Origin of the sequence: Duganella sp. LjRoot269, from assembly GCF_964254095.1 — a bacterium.
Classification (GTDB): domain Bacteria; phylum Pseudomonadota; class Gammaproteobacteria; order Burkholderiales; family Burkholderiaceae_D; genus Rugamonas; species Rugamonas hordei.
On record NZ_CAXUSL020000001.1, the window covers coordinates 3,394,339 to 3,409,564 of the forward strand.

Sequence of the window (15,226 nt, forward strand, 5' to 3'; positions counted from 1 at the left end):
GGCCGGTCGAGCAAAAAGGTTCTTGGCAGATTATTTGTAGTAGGCAAAATTTAACCCGACGCGATACGTACTCGACCGGTTGAATCCGCAGTCGGGAACTGCCAACTATGGGGATACCCAGTGCGTTTTTTTTAATATAGTTCCAGTCGAACCAACTTCAACTGACCATGCCTCAAACCCTTTAAGTATCGGATGTTCCCACCAAAGCCGTCTCACACATGGGAGACGGCACGGTTCGGATGCGTACCTAAAAAAAGGAGAAGTGAAGGTCTCGACAACATCAGGTGTGCCGAGTTTTTTTACTGCGTTGTTTTCTGGGGCACCATCATCGATCAACTCAAACTCCCGCTCCGTTTCAGCAACCCGGTAGGTACATGCAGAAATCCCGCAGAGAATAACTGCGCTGACAGCTAACGAAATGTATCTAATCTTCACTATCCACCTCTGAAAATTCAAGGTCTGTATATGGACTCTGATTCCCGCGTGCGCGGGAATGACGGTTCGTCGGTTTGTGGTCAAAAACAGGCTTAACTTAGCGGCATTAGGACCTAGTGGGCCTTCCTTTAAATACTGACGGACCAAAAAAAGCCGCTCGGTTTGAGCGGCTTTTGGTCGATTACTCTTCGCGTCGCAAGTGCGGGAACAGCAGCACGTCGCGAATGTTCGGCGAGTCGGTGATGATCATCATCAGGCGGTCGATGCCGATGCCGCAACCGCCGGCCGGTGGCATGCCGTATTCCAGCGCGCGGATGTAGTCGGCGTCGTAGAACATCGCCTCTTCATCGCCGGCGTCCTTGGCTTCGACTTGCGCCAGGAAGCGGGCCGACTGGTCTTCCGCATCGTTCAACTCGGAGAAGCCGTTGGCGATCTCGCGGCCGACCATGAACAGCTCGAAGCGCTCGGTGATGCCTTCGCGGTCGTCCGATGCGCGCGCCAGCGGCGACACTTCGACTGGATAGTCGATGATGAAGGTCGGTTCCCACAGCTGCGCCTCGGCGGTTTCCTCGAACAGCGCCAGTTGCAGCGCGCCCAGGCCGGCGGTGGCGAACGGCTTGACGCCAAACTTCAGCAGTTCCTTCTTGATGAATTCCACATCCGTCAGCTGCTCCGGCGTGTAGCCCGGCGCGTACTTGTTGATCGCCTCGACGATGGTCAGGCGGTGGAACGGCTTGGCCAGATCCAGCTCGCGGCCGCCGTAGGTCAGCGTCGCCGTGCCGTGCGCATCGACCGCGGCCTGGCGGATGATCTCTTCGGTGAAGTTCATGATCCAGGTGTAGTCGGTGTAGGCCGCGTAGAACTCCATCATCGTGAATTCAGGGTTGTGTCGGATCGACACGCCTTCGTTGCGGAAGTTGCGGTTGATCTCGAACACGCGGTCGAAGCCGCCGACCACCAGGCGCTTCAGGTACAGCTCGGGCGCGATGCGCAGGAACATCTGCATGTCCAGCGCGTTGTGGTGGGTGATGAAGGGCTTGGCCGCGGCGCCGCCCGGAATGGCGTGCAGCATCGGCGTTTCCACTTCCATGAACTCGTTCTTTTCCATGAAGCGGCGCATCGACGAGATCGCGGCGGTACGCGCCTTGAACGTGCGGCGGGTGTCCTCGTTCATGATCAGGTCGACGTAGCGCTGGCGGTACTTGGTTTCCTGGTCGGCCAGGCCGTGGAATTTGTCCGGCAGCGGGCGCAGCGACTTGGTGATCAGGCGCAGCTCGGTGACCTTGATGGTCAGCTCGTCGGTCTTGGTCTTGAACAGCGTGCCGGTCACGCCCAGGATGTCGCCCAGGTCGTAGTGGTGCAGCGCGGCCATCGCGGCTTCGCCGGTCAGGTCCAGCGTGGCGTAGATCTGGATGCGGCCGTCGGCTTTCGGGCCGGAGGCATCCTGCAGCGTGGCGAAGGCGGCCTTCTTGCCGGCTTCGCGCTTGAGCATCATGCGGCCGGCCAGCACCACGGTGACCGGAGCGGCTTCCAGCTCTTCGCGCGACTTCTCGCCGTATTGCGCGTGCAAGTCGGCCGCCTTGTGCTGCGGCTTGAAGTCGTTCGGGAAGGCGACGCCCTGTTCGCGAATCGCGGCCAGCTTGGCGCGGCGTTCGGCGATGATCTTGTTTTCGTCTTGTGGCGCAGGCGTGCCGGCTTGGTCTTGAAGATCCGTAGTCATGGTCTGTTCTTTTGTTGAGGTGATGATTAGTTGGTGACGGAGGCGAAGAGCTCTTCGACATCCAGCTCGCTGAAGTCGCGCGCCATGGCGATCACGTTGTCGAATTCGGCAAACGCTTCGGCCGGCAGGGTGGTGGTCAGCACCACCGCGCGCATGCCGGCGCGGCGCGCCGCTTCCACGCCCAGGGGCGCGTCTTCGAACACGATGCTGTTGACGGGTAGGGCGCCGGTGCGTTCGGCTGCCAGCAGGAACACGTCCGGATTGGGCTTGCCGCGCGCGACGTCGGCGGCGCCGGCGATGGCGTGGAACTCCTTGCGCAGGTCCAGGCCATCGAGCGTGAAGTCGATGTTTTCGTTGGGCGCGGCGGTGGCCACAGCCAGCTTGACGCCGGCGTTCTTGGCGCGGGCGATGAAGGCTTCGAAGCCGTTGACCGTCGCCAGGTGCGGCGCGTACAGCTCGCGGTACAGCGATTCCTTCTCAAAATCGAGCGCGGCGCTTTCTTCCTTGGTCATCTGCTTGCCGAAGTAGGTGCTCATGATTTCATGGCCCTGGCGGCCGGCCGTGGCGCGGAAGAATTCGTCCGCGTCCAGCACGTGGCCGCGACGTTCGAAAAAGGCCAGCCACGATTTGGTGTGGAAGGCCATGTTGTCGACGATGGTGCCGTCCATGTCGAAGATGAACGCGCGCTGCGATTGAGAAGTCATGGGTTATACGCCTTGCTTGAGCGATGCGGAGATGAAGTCGTCCAGGTCGCCATCCAGCACGCCCTTGGTGTTACCTGTTTCGAAGTTGGTGCGCAAGTCCTTGATGCGGGACTGGTCCAGCACGTAGGAACGGATCTGGTGGCCCCAGCCGACGTCGGTCTTCGAGTCTTCCAGCTTCTGCTGCTCGCTCATGCGCTTGCGCAGTTCCATCTCGTACAGCTTGGCCTTCAGCATTTCCATCGCCTCGGCCTTGTTGCGGTGCTGCGAGCGGTCGTTCTGGCACTGCACGACGATGCCGGACGGGCCGTGCGTCAGGCGTACCGCGGAGTCGGTCTTGTTAATGTGCTGACCACCGGCGCCGGACGCGCGGTAGGTGTCGATGCGCAGGTCGGCGGGGTTGATCTCGATGTCGATCGAGTCATCCACTTCCGGGTACACGAACAGCGACGTGAACGAAGTGTGGCGGCCGTTGGCCGAGTCGAACGGCGACTTGCGCACCAGGCGGTGCACGCCGGTCTCGGTGCGCAGGTAGCCATAGGCGTAATCGCCTTCGACCTTGATGGTGGCGGTCTTGATGCCGGCCACCTCGCCGTCGGACTGTTCCATTACTTCGACCTTGAAGCCTTTGCGTTCGGCGTAGCGCAGGTATTGGCGCAGCAGCATTGACGCCCAGTCCTGGGCCTCGGTGCCGCCGGCGCCGGCCTGGATGTCGATGAAGCAGTTGTTCGGGTCCATCGGATTGTTGAACATCCGGCGGAACTCCATGCCTTCGATGACTTTGCGGACTTCTTCGGCATCGACGATCAGCGCTTCGAGCGTGTCGTCGTCGCCTTCTTCCTTGGCCATGGCGAACAGGTCGCCCATGTCTTTGAGGTCGGTGTCGGCCTTGGTCAGCGCGAAGACGATGGCTTCGAGCGATTTTTTCTCTTTACCGAGGTCCTGGGCCTTTTTCGGGTCGTTCCAGACCGTCGGGTCTTCCAGTTCTTCGTTTACTTGTTCGAGTTTCTCTGACTTTTTATCGAAGTCAAAGATACCTCCGTAGTTCGGCTTCGCGCGAGGTCAGATCGGCGAGCAGGGCGGAGAGGGCGTTGATGCGTTCGGCTTCCATGGTTTTCTTCTTTTCTATGGCTGAAATCAAACCCTAGATTATACCCTATTGAGCAATGTCCCCCATAAGACAAGTTTGTATTGCACGCGCTGCCTGCACATGTAATCGTTGACTTAGTGTAACTTTATGGTGGAGGGGCGATGCCAACCGGGATATTGAATGGGAGGTGGGGTCATGGACATTCGGCATAAGGAATTCATGGCTATGGCGGATGCCTTCCTCGGGCCACGTTTTGACCGCGTGAAGCTGGCCCGAGTCGAAGTGCTGCAGCTTGCTTTACACGAGGCCCAGGCCGGTTTACGCAAAGCCCTGGACTCTCATGAAATTGGCCGCAGTCGCTATGTCGACGATTTGAATAAACTTCATATTTCCATCGCCCTGCAATGCGAGGCTATCCTCGGAGCATCTGACTTCATCAAGTTATTCGGTGCAACACCGAGAGAAATTGGCAGTTACATCGATAAAGAAGTCTTCCTGACGCAGGCCTAGAGATTTATCCCCCCCCCAGATCGTTATGATGCCCCGCGCGGCGCCTCCGGCATGGCTCTTGCATGCTGAATGTCGCCTGCAAGTCGCTAAATCCTGCCATTCTTGCCACGGAAAGTTTAAAATATCGTGCTCAAGACTTAAGTGACTTGATTCAAGGAAACACGCTGCGTATGATGTGGCGCAGCGCCCGTTGCCCAGAAAATTGCAACTTTATTCATAGATCATTCATGCGTCCAGCGTATCTCGTGTTGCCTGTCATGCTGCTCGGCTGTTCCAGCCTGCCGCAGGGCGGTACGACGCCTGTCGGGACCGAGACCACGCTGGCGCTGCTGGAAACGACCGACCTGCACGCGACCGTGCTGAGTTACGATTACTACAAGCTCAAGGCCGATCCGGCCATGGGCCTGGAGCGCACCGCGACACTGATCAAGCAGGCGCGCGCCGAATTCCCCAACAATCTGCTGCTCGACAACGGCGACGCCCTGCAAGGCACGGCGCTGGCCGACTACCAGGCGCTGGTCAAGCCGGTCGATTGCGGCCAGCCCTTGGCGATCTACAAGGCCATGAACCTGCTGCGCTTCGACGGCGCCGGCATCGGCAACCATGAATTCAACTACGGCCTGGCCTACCTGAACCAGGTGACCGGCAGCCATTTCGACGTGGACGGCGTGCCAGCCGACGCGCCGCGTTGCGCCGGGCCGGCATTCCCCATCGTGCTGGCGAATATCTACAGCGCCAGGACCCGGCAGCCGCTGTTCCAGCCTTACCGCATCCTCACGCGCCGGATCGGCGCCACCGGTCCGGACGGCAAGCCGCTGACGGCCACGATCAAGGTCGGCATCATCGGCTTCGCGCCGCCGGCCGTGCTGTCGTGGGACAAGCGCTGGCTGGACGGCAAGGTCTACGCCGAGGGCGTGCGCGAGACGGCGCAAAAATACATCCCGCAAATGCGCGCCGAGGGCGCCGACCTGGTGGTGGCCGTGTCACACGGAGGTCTTGATGGTGCGCCATACTCTGCCCGGATGGACGACGCCAATTACTACCTGTCGCAAGTGCCAGGCGTGGACGCGATGCTGATCGGCCACTCGCACCAGCAGTTCCCCAACGCGGCCAGCAAGCTGCCTGAATTTAACCTGCAGGGCGTCGACAAGGCGGCAGGCACGGTACACGGCGTGCCGGCGGTGATGGCCAGCCTGTGGGGCAAGCACCTGGGCGTGATCGGCCTGCACCTGACGTACGACGGCAAGGCTTGGGTGGTGGACAAGCGCCGCACCACGGTGGAGGCGCGTGGTACGCAAAATCCCGACCGCAGCTACGTGGCCGCCGATCTCGCCATCGCCGCGCTGGTGGCCGCCGAACACGAGGCCACCATCAGCTACGTGCAAACGCCGGTCGGCACCAGCGACTTCCGCATGACGACGTACTTCGCCGACGCCGGCGACATCAGCGCCATCGAACTGGTGAACCAGGCGCAGACGGCCTATGTGCAGGACTACGTCAAGGCCAACCTGCCGCAGTACGCAGGCTTGCCGGTGCTGTCGATGGCGTCGCCGTTCAAGACTGGCGCCGGCGGCGTGGGCGACTACACCGACGTCAAGCCTGGCGGCCTGGCGCTCAACAACGCCGCCGACCTGTATCTGTATCCGAACGCGCTGCATGCGGTCAAGCTGAACGGCGCCGGGCTCAAGGCCTGGCTGGAAAAATCGGCCGAGCGCTTCAACCGCATCGACCCGGCCAGCGGCGCGCAGCAGGAGCTGGTCAACGCCGCCTTTGCCGGCTTCAACTTCGACATGCTGACCAGCGCCGACGTCTCCTACCAGATCGACGTCACCAAGCCTGTGGGCCAGCGCGTCGTCGACTTGCACTATAAAGGTGCGGCGTTGTCGCCGTCGCAGGAGTTCCTGGTGGCGACCAATAACTACCGCGCCAGCGGCGGCGGAGGTTTCCCCGGCCTGGATGGCGGCAAGACCGTGCTGGCGGCGCCCGATTCCAGTCGCGACGTGCTGATCGCGTATATCCAGCGGCAGAAAAATCTCACCCGGGCGCGTAACGGCTCCACGCGCAGCTGGCGGTTCGCTCCGGTGGCGACCAGGGGCGCCGTGGTATTTCACTCGGCCCCCGGCATGATGGAATTGGCGAAGGAGGCCGGCTTGAAGTCGGTCTCCCAGGTTAAAACGGACGATGGCGGCGGCAAGGGCTTTGCCCTGTACGCCATCGATTTGTCGATATGAATGGAGGGCGCATGAAGCTCATGCGGAAAATGGCGGCGGTATCGATGTTGTTCGTTTCGGTCGGAATGGCTCACGCTGGGCCGGTCGACGAGGCGCGCTTGTACCTGCGCGGCGGCGAGGGCGTGGCCGTCAACCTGCCGAAGGCGTTCTCCCTGTTCAGCGGCGCCGCCAAGGCGGGCGATCCGCTGGCGGCCTACTACCTGGGCTTGATGTACAAGAACGGCATGGCCGTGGCGCGCGACGCTAGGGCCGCCGCGCGCTGGCTGCAGTTCGCGGCCGATCGCCAGATGCCGGCGGCGATGTTCGCGCTGGCCAAGCTGTATCTGAGCGGCGACGGCGTCAAGCGCGACGAGCAGGCCGCGCGCCATCTGATAGAAAAGGCCGCCGACCTGGAGTATCCTGACGCGGTGATGGCGATGGCCATCGGCCTGCGCGACGGCTCGATGGGCTTCGACCGCAACGAGGCGCTGTCCGAAACCCAGATGCGCTTCGCCAATCGCGCGCTGGCGCAACGCGGCAGCAGCCGTGTAACTCCGGGTATGTAAACGTTCCCGAAAAATCCACTGAATTCTTACTGTTTGCTTACACGTGGCAGGGCTTCGCGCCTTGCTGCGACGCGGCATATCTATCTGTTGCTGCTGTCGATGTAGTCACCTACAATGGCCCATCGATGGGATGGCTATCCGGCTGAGTTTCCAACGTAACGACTATTAAAAAAATGTTGTAATACAGGAGATGACAGATGAACTTCAAGTTGAAATTGCTCGTTGCAAGTGTAGCTTTCGGTATCTCGGCTTCCTCCATGGCGGCTGATCCCATCAAGATCGGCGTGGCCGGTCCGTTCACCGGCGGTTCCGCGCCGATGGGCGTGTCGATGCGCGACGGCGTCAAGCTGGCCGTGGCGGAGATCAACGCCAAGGGCGGCGTGCTGGGCCGCCAGATCCAGTTGGTCGAACGCGACGACGAAGCCAAGAACGAACGCGGCGTGCAGATCGCCCAGGAACTGATCAATAAAGAGAAGGTCGCCGCCACCGTCGGCTACATCAACACCGGCGTCGCGCTGGCCTCGCAGCGCTTCTACCAGGAAGCCAAGATCCCGGTCATGAACAATGTGGCCACCGGCTCCATCGTCACCAAGCAGTTCGCCGACCAGCCGGAGAACTACATCTTCCGCAACGCCGCCAACGACACCATCCAGTCGGGCATGATCGTGCACGAGGCGGTCGAGAGCCGCAAATTCAAGAAGGTCGCGATCCTGGCCGACTCCACCAACTACGGCCAGCTGGGTCGCGAAGACCTGGAAAAAGCGCTCGACAAGAAAGGCCTGAAAGCGGTCGCCGTCGAGAAGTACAACCTGAAGGACGTCGACATGACCGCCCAGCTGCTGAAAGCCAAGCAGGCCGGCGCCGAAGTGGTGCTGACCTACGGTATCGGCCCCGAGCTGGCGCAGATCGCCAACGGCATGGAAAAGCTGGGCTGGAAAGTGCCGCTGATCGGCAGCTGGACGCTGTCGATGGCTAACTTCATCGACAACGCCGGCAAGAACGGCAACGGCACCCGCATGCCGCAAACCTTCATCCAGGACCCGACCACGCCCAAGCGCAAAGCCTTCATCGACGCTTACGTGAAGGCCTACCATCCGCCTGGCGACCGCATGCCGTCGCCGGTGTCGGCCGCGCAGGGCTACGACTCGATCTACCTGCTGGCCGCCGCCATCAAGCAGGCCGGTTCCACCGACGGCCCGAAGGTCAAGGCCGCGCTGGAAAACCTGAACGAGAAGATCGATGGCGTGGTGACCTCGTACAGCAAGCCGTTCAGCAAGGATAACCACGAAGCGATCACTGCGGACATCACCGTCTTCGGCGAGGTCAAGGACGGTAAAGTAGTCCTGGCCAAGTAAGCTCGCGAGTCTTTGCACTGGCCAGTCTTGACGAGTCAAGCCTGGCCATTTTCTTGCCGTCTTCTGTAGACCTCACTGGTGGTGGAAATCATGGAAATCTTATTGCAACTGGCGTTCAGCGGCATCGCGCTCGGCATGATCTACGCGGTGATCGCGTTCGGCTACCAGCTCACGTTCGCCACCTCCGGCACGCTGAACTTCGGCCAGGGCGAATCGCTGATGCTGGGGGCGCTGGTCGGGCTTAGCCTGGTCGGCAATATCCACGGCGGGCCTTACATGAGCTACCTGCTGATGATACCGCTGGTGATCGTGTTCGGTGCGTTGCAGGGCATGTTCGTCGAATGGATAGGCGTGCGGCCCGCGATCAAGATCAAGTCCGAATTCGGCTGGATCATGTCGACCATCGCGCTGGCCATCATCTTCAAGAACGTGGCCGAGAATATCTGGGGCAAGGACGACCTGACTTTCCCTTCGCCTTTGAGCTCGACGCCGTTCCAGGTGCTGGGCGCCAACGTGCAGCCGATGCAGGTGGCGGTGGTGGTGGGCGCGCTGGCCATCATGGCGGCGGTGGAGATCTTCAACCGCAAATCGATCTACGGCAAGGCCGTGGTGGCCACCGCCAACGACCGCGACGCGGCCGGCCTGATGGGCATCAACACCGGCATGGTGATCACCTTCTCGTACGCGCTGTCGTCGGCGGTGGCGGCGTTTGCCGGCGTGCTGGTGGCGCCGCTGACGCTGACCGGCGCCACCATGGGCGCTTCGCTGGGCCTGAAGGCGTTCGCGGTGGCGATCATCGGCGGCCTGACGTCTGGCGTGGGCGCCATCGTCGGCGGGCTGATACTGGGCATCGCCGAGACCACCACAGGCTACTACATCTCGACCGGCTACAAGGAAGTGCCGGGATTGCTGCTGCTCCTGCTGGTACTGGCCGTCAAGCCGTCCGGCTTGTTCGGCAAAGCCGCCATCAAAAAGGTCTGACCCATGAACAAGAAACTCCTGGCTGCGAGCATAGCGGGACTGGCGGTGCTGGTGCTGTATCCGGTGCTGATCCCCAATCCGTATTACATCCACCTGTTTGAAACGATCCTGATCTACGCCATCCTGCTGTTCGGGCTGGACATCGTGGTCGGCTACACCGGGCAGGTGTCGCTGGGCCACGCCGGCCTGTTCGGCATCGGCTCCTACGCCACCGGGGTGCTGGTGTTCAAGCTGGGCGCGCCGTTCTGGATCGCCATCCCGGCCAGCGTGCTGGGGGCGGCGGTGTTCGGCGCCATCCTCGCGTTGCCGGCCTTGCGCGTCACCGGCCCCTACCTGGCGATGGTCACGCTGGCCTTCGGCACCATCATCCAGATCCTGATCAACGAGATGACCTTCATCACCGAAGGCCCGATGGGCATCAAGATCGCCAAGCCGATGATCGTCGGCCAGAAGCTCAATGAGGTCAGTTACTACTACATGGTGGCCGCGCTGATGGTGCTGTCGCTGATCGTGGTGCACCGGATCCTGAAGTCCAACCTGGGGCGCGCCTTCGAAGCGCTGCGCGACAGCCCGATCGCCTCCGACTGCATGGGCGTGTCGGTCTACCGCTACAAGGTGTACGCCTTCATCATCAGCGCCGGCTTTGCCGGCCTGGCGGGCAGCCTGTATGCGTATTCGGAAGAGTACATCTCGCCCAACACCTACAACTTCGAGCTGACCATCCTGTTCCTGCTGGCGGTGATCATGGGCGGCCGCAAGACCCGTTCCGGTTCGCTGATCGGCGCGCTGATCGTGGTCATGCTTCCAAGCCTGCTGGCCGACATCGAACTGTTCCGCCAGATCGCCACCGCCGCCGCCGTGCTGGGCGTGGTCGGCTCGGCCTACATGCTGGCCAAGAAGCGTTCGACGCCGCGCGACGTGATCGTGCCGCTGATCGCCACCATCGGCATGGCCGCCTTCTCGTACAAGCTGGAAAACATCGTCGACTGGCGCCTGACCGTGTTCGGTTTGATGACGCTGTTCGTGGTCTACTACCTGCAGGACGGCATCGTCGGCTTCCTGTTCAGCCTTGTCGGCAAGGGCGCCGTGCATGCGAAGGCGGTGGCGGCCAGCGGCGTCGAGCCGTTCGCGCGCGCCAAGGGCGGCAACGCCGGCGACACGCTGCTCAGCGTCGACCAGATCCTGATGCAGTTCGGCGGCCTGAAGGCGCTCAACCAGGTCAACCTGAACGTGGTGCAGGGATCGGTGCACGGCCTGATCGGCCCCAACGGCTCGGGCAAGAGCACGATGATGAACGTGCTGACGGGGATCTACAAGCCGACCGACGGCAAGGTGTCGTTCAGCGGCGCGGTGATCTCCGGCCGCACGCCGTCCGAGATCGCGTTGGGCGGCGTGGCGCGCACCTTCCAGAACGTGCAGCTGTTCGGCGAGATGACGGCCACCGAGAACGTGCTGGTCGGCCTGCACAACACCTTCGAATCGAACGTGCTGGACGTGATGCTGCAGACGCCGCGCTACAAGCGCGAGGAAAAGGCCGCGCGCGAGCGGGCCGCCAGCATCCTGGAGTTTGTCGGCCTGTCGGCGATGGCCGACGAGGAGGCGCGCAATCTCCCTTACGGCAAGCAGCGCCTGCTGGAGATCGGGCGCGCGCTGGGCCTCAGTCCGCGCCTGCTGCTGCTCGACGAGCCGGCGGCCGGCCTGACCGCGCCGGACATCAAGGAGCTGATGGCGATCATCCGCAAGATCCGCGACCACGGCATCACCATCATCCTGATCGAGCACCACATGGACGTGGTGATGGCCTTGTCCGACACGGTGACGGTGCTGGACTTCGGCCAGAAGATCGCCGAAGGCGTGCCGTCGGCCGTGCAGAGCGATCCGAAGGTGATCGAGGCCTACCTGGGCGGCAGCAGCGAAGAACATGGCGGCACCAAGGCGCCGGCGGCGCATTAAAAAGGACAGCACATGCTATCGATCACCAATCTGCAAGCGTCGTACGGCAAAGTCGAAGTCCTGCACGGCATCTCGCTGGAGGTCCCGAAAGGCAAGCTGGTGACGCTGATCGGCTCCAACGGCGCCGGCAAGACCACCACCATGCGCGCCATCTCCGGCATGCTCAAACCGAAAGGCGGCAAGGTCACGCTGGACGGCAAGGACATCACCGGCCACGACTCGCACAAGATCGCCCGCGCAGGCCTGGCGCATTCGCCGGAGGGGCGGCGCGTGTTCGCCTCGATGACGGTCACCGACAACCTGCTGCTGGGCGCCTTCCCGCGCTTCACGCGCGCACGGCCCAAGGGCGACATCAAGCGCGACCTGGAAAAGGCGCTGGAACTGTTCCCGCGCCTGAAGGAGCGCCGCACGCAATTGGCCGGCACCCTGTCCGGCGGCGAGCAGCAGATGCTGGCGATGGCGCGCGCCGTCATGCTCAATCCGGAGGTGGTGCTGCTGGACGAGCCGTCGATGGGCCTGGCGCCGATCCTGGTGGAGGAAGTGTTCCGCATCATCCAGCGCCTGAAGTCGGAAGGCGTGACGATGTTGCTGGTGGAGCAGTTCGCCGCCGCCGCGCTGAATGTGGCGGACTATGGCTATGTGCTGGAAAACGGTAGTATCTCGGTTCACGGTCCTGCCGAAAGCCTGAAAACCGATCCGAAGGTGATCGCAGCCTATCTGGGCGGAGGCCAGGGCCACTGATCTATCGGAGGCGGCAATGAAGACGATAAGTTTCCCTTCGGGGCGGCAGGTTCCCGTGCTGGGGCAGGGCACCTGGGCCATGGGCGAGCAGAGCGCCCGCAAGCGCGATGAAGTCCGTGCCCTGCAGCTCGGCCTCGATCTCGGCATGACGCTGATCGATACCGCCGAGATGTACGGCGAGGGCGGGGCGGAGGAGGTGGTGGGCGAAGCCATCTCCGGCCGGCGCGACGAGGTCTACCTGGTCAGCAAGGTCTACCCGCACAACGCCGATTTCGAAGGAACGCAGGCGGCGTGCGAGCGCAGCCTGCGCCGCCTGAAGGTCGATTGTATCGACCTGTACCTGCTGCACTGGCAGGGACACTACGCCATCGACGAAACCTTTGACGGCTTCGAGGCGCTCAAGAAGGCCGGCAAGATCAAGGAGTACGGCGTCAGCAACTTCGACCTGGAGAGCATGCGCGACGCCGTCGATTGCGGCACCGTCGCCACCGACCAGGTGCTGTACAACCTGATCAAGCGCGGCATCGAATTCGATTTGCTGCCGTGGTGCCGCCAGCAAGGCATGCCGCTGATGGCTTACTCGCCGCTGGAATCGAGCGGCCGCGATCAGGCCGCGCTGCTGGGCAATCCCGGCCTGCGGACCGTCGCCGACGCGCACGGCGTGACGCCGGCGCAGATCGCGCTGGCCTGGGTGCTGCATCAGGATGGCGTGATCGCCATCCCCAAGGCCGTCGATCCTGTACACTTGCGCGCTAATCGCGCCGCCGCCGATATCCGCCTCTCGGCGGAGGACCTGGCGGCGCTGGACCGTGCGTTTCCACCGCCGCGCCGCGCCCGCGCGCTGGACATGCGTTAAACAATGAATAATTTATGCTCAACCGAATCAAGCAACTGTTCTTCCCAAAAGATACCAGCAACCACATCCTGATCAACGCCTACTGCACGGTCGCCGACGTTCCCAAGCCCGGCTTCCCGCATGTGCTCAATGCCCGGCGCGGCCTGTCCGATCCCGAATTGCCGCCGCATCTCAACGGTTTCATGAACCACCTTGCGCAAGCTGGCCAAGGCCAGATGACTCAGGTGCGGTACCACGTGATCCGCCATCTTCAGCGGGTGCAGCAGCATGTCAGCCTGTCCATCGAGCCAGGCGCCATGGACAGCTTCGCCGCATGGGCGGAAGCGGCAAACGCCGTCGTGTTCATGGAAGACGGCAGCGTGCGCGATCCGCAGGGGCGCATCCTGCTGCCCGCCGCCGGCGACAACGGTGACCCGAAGGCCGTCGTGCCGTACCCGCCGCAGGCCTGGCGGCGCAAGGCGCGTTCCGACGAGCTGCTCGCCGCGTACAAGATCATGGTGCCGGCCACGTTGCCGCCGCTGGTCTCCGAGCCGGAACTGCGCCTGCGTGCGCCGGAGGATGTACTGCGCCGGATGCTGGCCCTGTTCGTGGTTGCGATCCGCGCGGAATCGCTGGCTGGCGGCCGGCCTATCGCCGTCGATGATCTGCAAGAACGCTTTCCGCCCGCATTCGCCGGCCTGACCGACGTGGAGCGCGCCTATCTCGCGCAGGAAGAGCCCAGCGAACAGGAGACCGCCCAATTCCTGTGGCGCTACGAGGCCATCCTGGTGCTGCAATGGGTATTAGGCCTGCAGGATGCGCTGCCGTTCGCCGACGCGATCTGCGACGTGGCGGCGATCTCGCGCACCGTCATCGAGCGGGGAACCGACGGCTTGCGCAAGCAGCTGGCCATGCGTCCGGCCGGCGAGCTGCTGGACGCGCTGGATCTGCACTACCGGCTGCATTGGGCCACGCGCCAGGCGATACTGAAAAAGACCCCGGCCCCGGCAGGTCTCAACGATGGCGTGCTGCAGGAGCGCCACCTGGCGCTGAACTGGCTGGTGCGCTTTGAAGACCGTGACTGGGACGACGTCGATACACCGACCTGAGCAATGTACGTTACCGTACGGAACGATGGCGACCGGCGCAGTATATTGGATCATCGAAGCGCAACCCAAGGGAGCTGAAATGAACAAGAATATGATTATCGCCGCCGTGTTGGCTGCAAGCGTTGCCGGCATCGGCTCCGCATCCGCGCAGGACCGTCACGACAACGGCCGCCGCGACGCGCCTGGGCAGATGAAGAAGGATGATCGTCACGACAATCGCTACGATCGCGGCGACGAACGCCGCAACGACCGCGCCGACTACCATCACGACGACGACCGCGGCCCGAATCGCGGCGCCGGACCGCGCCATGACCTGCGCAAGGGTGGCCGTCTGCCGAATGAATATCGCGGTCATCAATACGTCGTCGACGACTGGCGCGGCCATCATCTGAACGCGCCTCCACGCGGCTACCATTGGGTGCAGACCGGCGGCGATTACGTGCTGGTCGCCATTGCCACCGGCATCATCGCCAACCTGCTGCTGAATAACTAAAAGAGCGTTCGCCGCTCTGCTACACTGCTGGACAGTTCAAACTGTCCAGCATTTTTTTTTATGAGCCTGCAATCGGTACGCGAATTCTTTCTCTCCCGCGATCTTCATCCGCCCATCATGGAGCTCGACGTCAGCACCGCCACGGTGGCGCTGGCGGCTGAAGCGCATGGCGTTGAACCCGGCCGCATCGCCAAGACCTTGGCGTTCCGCGTCGGCGAAGGCCGCGTGATCCTGCTGGTGGCCAGCGGCATCGCCCGCATCGACAACCGCAAGTTCAAGCAAGCCTTCGGCAAGGGCAAGATGCTGGCGCCCGAGGAAGTCGCCGAAGCGACCGGTCATCCGGTGGGCGGCGTCTGCCCGTTCGGCCTGGCGCAAGCGCTGCCGGTCTACCTCGATCATTCGCTGAATAATTTTGATGAAGTGCTGCCCGCCGCAGGCTCGGTCAACAGTGCCGTGCGCATCACTCCGGCGTTGATGGCGTCTGTCACGCAAGGGCAGTGGGTGGACGTGTGCTAAGGAGCGCGAGG

At 62.6% G+C, this 15,226-nt stretch carries 14 protein-coding genes; 11 read left to right on the forward strand and 3 right to left on the reverse strand.

All coding sequences use genetic code 11. From position 1 onward, the window contains the following. Nucleotides 1-616: 616 nt before the first annotated feature. The 3 genes from lysS to prfB all read right to left on the reverse strand — a co-directional run bounded on the left by lysS (nucleotide 617) and on the right by prfB (nucleotide 3,967). Nucleotides 617-2,155, reverse strand: a complete 1,539-nt coding sequence (gene lysS, locus ACSQ3S_RS15265) for a lysine--tRNA ligase (RefSeq protein WP_176650432.1) — start codon at nucleotides 2,153-2,155, stop codon at nucleotides 617-619. A 26-nt stretch (nucleotides 2,156-2,181) separates the two neighbouring features. Further along, nucleotides 2,182-2,859: an HAD family hydrolase gene (locus ACSQ3S_RS15270; protein ID WP_436142891.1), complete on the reverse strand. Its 678-nt coding sequence runs from the start codon at nucleotides 2,857-2,859 to the stop codon at nucleotides 2,182-2,184. A 3-nt stretch (nucleotides 2,860-2,862) separates the two neighbouring features. Continuing rightward, nucleotides 2,863-3,967, reverse strand: a protein-coding gene (gene prfB, locus ACSQ3S_RS15275; RefSeq protein WP_176650434.1) for a peptide chain release factor 2 whose coding sequence is annotated in 2 segments (ribosomal slippage) — nucleotides 2,863-3,885 and nucleotides 3,887-3,967 — 1,104 coding nt in all. Because the reading frame shifts where the segments join, the coding sequence is not laid out codon by codon here. A 174-nt stretch (nucleotides 3,968-4,141) separates the two neighbouring features. Here prfB and ACSQ3S_RS15280 point away from each other — a divergent pair. The 11 genes from ACSQ3S_RS15280 to ACSQ3S_RS15330 all read left to right on the forward strand — a co-directional run bounded on the left by ACSQ3S_RS15280 (nucleotide 4,142) and on the right by ACSQ3S_RS15330 (nucleotide 15,215). Further along, entirely contained in the window at nucleotides 4,142-4,456 is a 315-nt protein-coding gene (locus ACSQ3S_RS15280; RefSeq protein ID WP_436142892.1) for a hypothetical protein, read from the forward strand. Between the two features lie 257 nt (nucleotides 4,457-4,713). Then, the gene (locus tag ACSQ3S_RS15285; protein WP_436145026.1) at nucleotides 4,714-6,687 is read left to right on the forward strand and encodes a bifunctional 2',3'-cyclic-nucleotide 2'-phosphodiesterase/3'-nucleotidase; all 1,974 of its coding nucleotides are present in this window, start codon (nucleotides 4,714-4,716) and stop codon (nucleotides 6,685-6,687) included. A gap of 11 nt (nucleotides 6,688-6,698) precedes the next feature. After that, nucleotides 6,699-7,232, forward strand: a complete 534-nt coding sequence (locus ACSQ3S_RS15290) for a tetratricopeptide repeat protein (protein ID WP_353398079.1) — start codon at nucleotides 6,699-6,701, stop codon at nucleotides 7,230-7,232. A 197-nt stretch (nucleotides 7,233-7,429) separates the two neighbouring features. After that, entirely contained in the window at nucleotides 7,430-8,587 is a 1,158-nt protein-coding gene (locus ACSQ3S_RS15295; protein WP_176650438.1) for an ABC transporter substrate-binding protein, read from the forward strand. A gap of 90 nt (nucleotides 8,588-8,677) precedes the next feature. Beyond that, nucleotides 8,678-9,568 carry a branched-chain amino acid ABC transporter permease gene (locus ACSQ3S_RS15300; RefSeq protein ID WP_176650439.1) on the forward strand — a complete coding sequence of 297 codons (891 nt, stop codon included), beginning with the start codon at nucleotides 8,678-8,680 and terminating at the stop codon, nucleotides 9,566-9,568. Nucleotides 9,569-9,571: 3 nt separating this feature from the next. Then, the gene (locus tag ACSQ3S_RS15305; protein ID WP_436142893.1) at nucleotides 9,572-11,521 is read left to right on the forward strand and encodes a branched-chain amino acid ABC transporter ATP-binding protein/permease; all 1,950 of its coding nucleotides are present in this window, start codon (nucleotides 9,572-9,574) and stop codon (nucleotides 11,519-11,521) included. A gap of 12 nt (nucleotides 11,522-11,533) precedes the next feature. After that, on the forward strand, nucleotides 11,534-12,262 hold the full coding sequence (locus ACSQ3S_RS15310; protein WP_436142894.1) for an ABC transporter ATP-binding protein: 729 nt from the start codon (nucleotides 11,534-11,536) through the stop codon (nucleotides 12,260-12,262). A 16-nt stretch (nucleotides 12,263-12,278) separates the two neighbouring features. Then, nucleotides 12,279-13,118 (forward strand): aldo/keto reductase, encoded by an 840-nt coding sequence (locus ACSQ3S_RS15315; RefSeq protein WP_436142895.1) that lies wholly within the window; start codon nucleotides 12,279-12,281, stop codon nucleotides 13,116-13,118. Between the two features lie 14 nt (nucleotides 13,119-13,132). Further along, a complete protein-coding gene (locus tag ACSQ3S_RS15320; RefSeq protein ID WP_436142896.1) occupies nucleotides 13,133-14,206 on the forward strand; it encodes a DUF4272 domain-containing protein in 1,074 nt (357 codons plus the stop codon). A 79-nt stretch (nucleotides 14,207-14,285) separates the two neighbouring features. Beyond that, nucleotides 14,286-14,699: an RcnB family protein gene (locus tag ACSQ3S_RS15325; RefSeq protein ID WP_436142897.1), complete on the forward strand. Its 414-nt coding sequence runs from the start codon at nucleotides 14,286-14,288 to the stop codon at nucleotides 14,697-14,699. A 60-nt stretch (nucleotides 14,700-14,759) separates the two neighbouring features. After that, nucleotides 14,760-15,215, forward strand: coding sequence for a YbaK/EbsC family protein (locus ACSQ3S_RS15330; protein WP_176650445.1), 456 nt, complete (start codon nucleotides 14,760-14,762; stop codon nucleotides 15,213-15,215). Nucleotides 15,216-15,226: the final 11 nt, after the last annotated feature.

Bases quoted from the DNA above. Each gene is read 5' to 3' on its own strand.
- lysS (WP_176650432.1), bottom strand. From the start codon at position 2,155: ATGACTACGGATCTTCAAGACCAAGCCGGCACGCCTGCGCCACAAGAC.
- ACSQ3S_RS15270 (WP_436142891.1), bottom strand. From the start codon at position 2,859: ATGACTTCTCAATCGCAGCGCGCGTTCATCTTCGACATGGACGGCACC.
- ACSQ3S_RS15280 (WP_436142892.1), top strand. From the start codon at position 4,142: ATGGACATTCGGCATAAGGAATTCATGGCTATGGCGGATGCCTTCCTC.
- ACSQ3S_RS15285 (WP_436145026.1), top strand. From the start codon at position 4,714: ATGCTGCTCGGCTGTTCCAGCCTGCCGCAGGGCGGTACGACGCCTGTC.
- ACSQ3S_RS15290 (WP_353398079.1), top strand. From the start codon at position 6,699: ATGAAGCTCATGCGGAAAATGGCGGCGGTATCGATGTTGTTCGTTTCG.
- ACSQ3S_RS15295 (WP_176650438.1), top strand. From the start codon at position 7,430: ATGAACTTCAAGTTGAAATTGCTCGTTGCAAGTGTAGCTTTCGGTATC.
- ACSQ3S_RS15300 (WP_176650439.1), top strand. From the start codon at position 8,678: ATGGAAATCTTATTGCAACTGGCGTTCAGCGGCATCGCGCTCGGCATG.
- ACSQ3S_RS15305 (WP_436142893.1), top strand. From the start codon at position 9,572: ATGAACAAGAAACTCCTGGCTGCGAGCATAGCGGGACTGGCGGTGCTG.
- ACSQ3S_RS15310 (WP_436142894.1), top strand. From the start codon at position 11,534: ATGCTATCGATCACCAATCTGCAAGCGTCGTACGGCAAAGTCGAAGTC.
- ACSQ3S_RS15315 (WP_436142895.1), top strand. From the start codon at position 12,279: ATGAAGACGATAAGTTTCCCTTCGGGGCGGCAGGTTCCCGTGCTGGGG.
- ACSQ3S_RS15320 (WP_436142896.1), top strand. From the start codon at position 13,133: ATGCTCAACCGAATCAAGCAACTGTTCTTCCCAAAAGATACCAGCAAC.
- ACSQ3S_RS15325 (WP_436142897.1), top strand. From the start codon at position 14,286: ATGAACAAGAATATGATTATCGCCGCCGTGTTGGCTGCAAGCGTTGCC.
- ACSQ3S_RS15330 (WP_176650445.1), top strand. From the start codon at position 14,760: ATGAGCCTGCAATCGGTACGCGAATTCTTTCTCTCCCGCGATCTTCAT.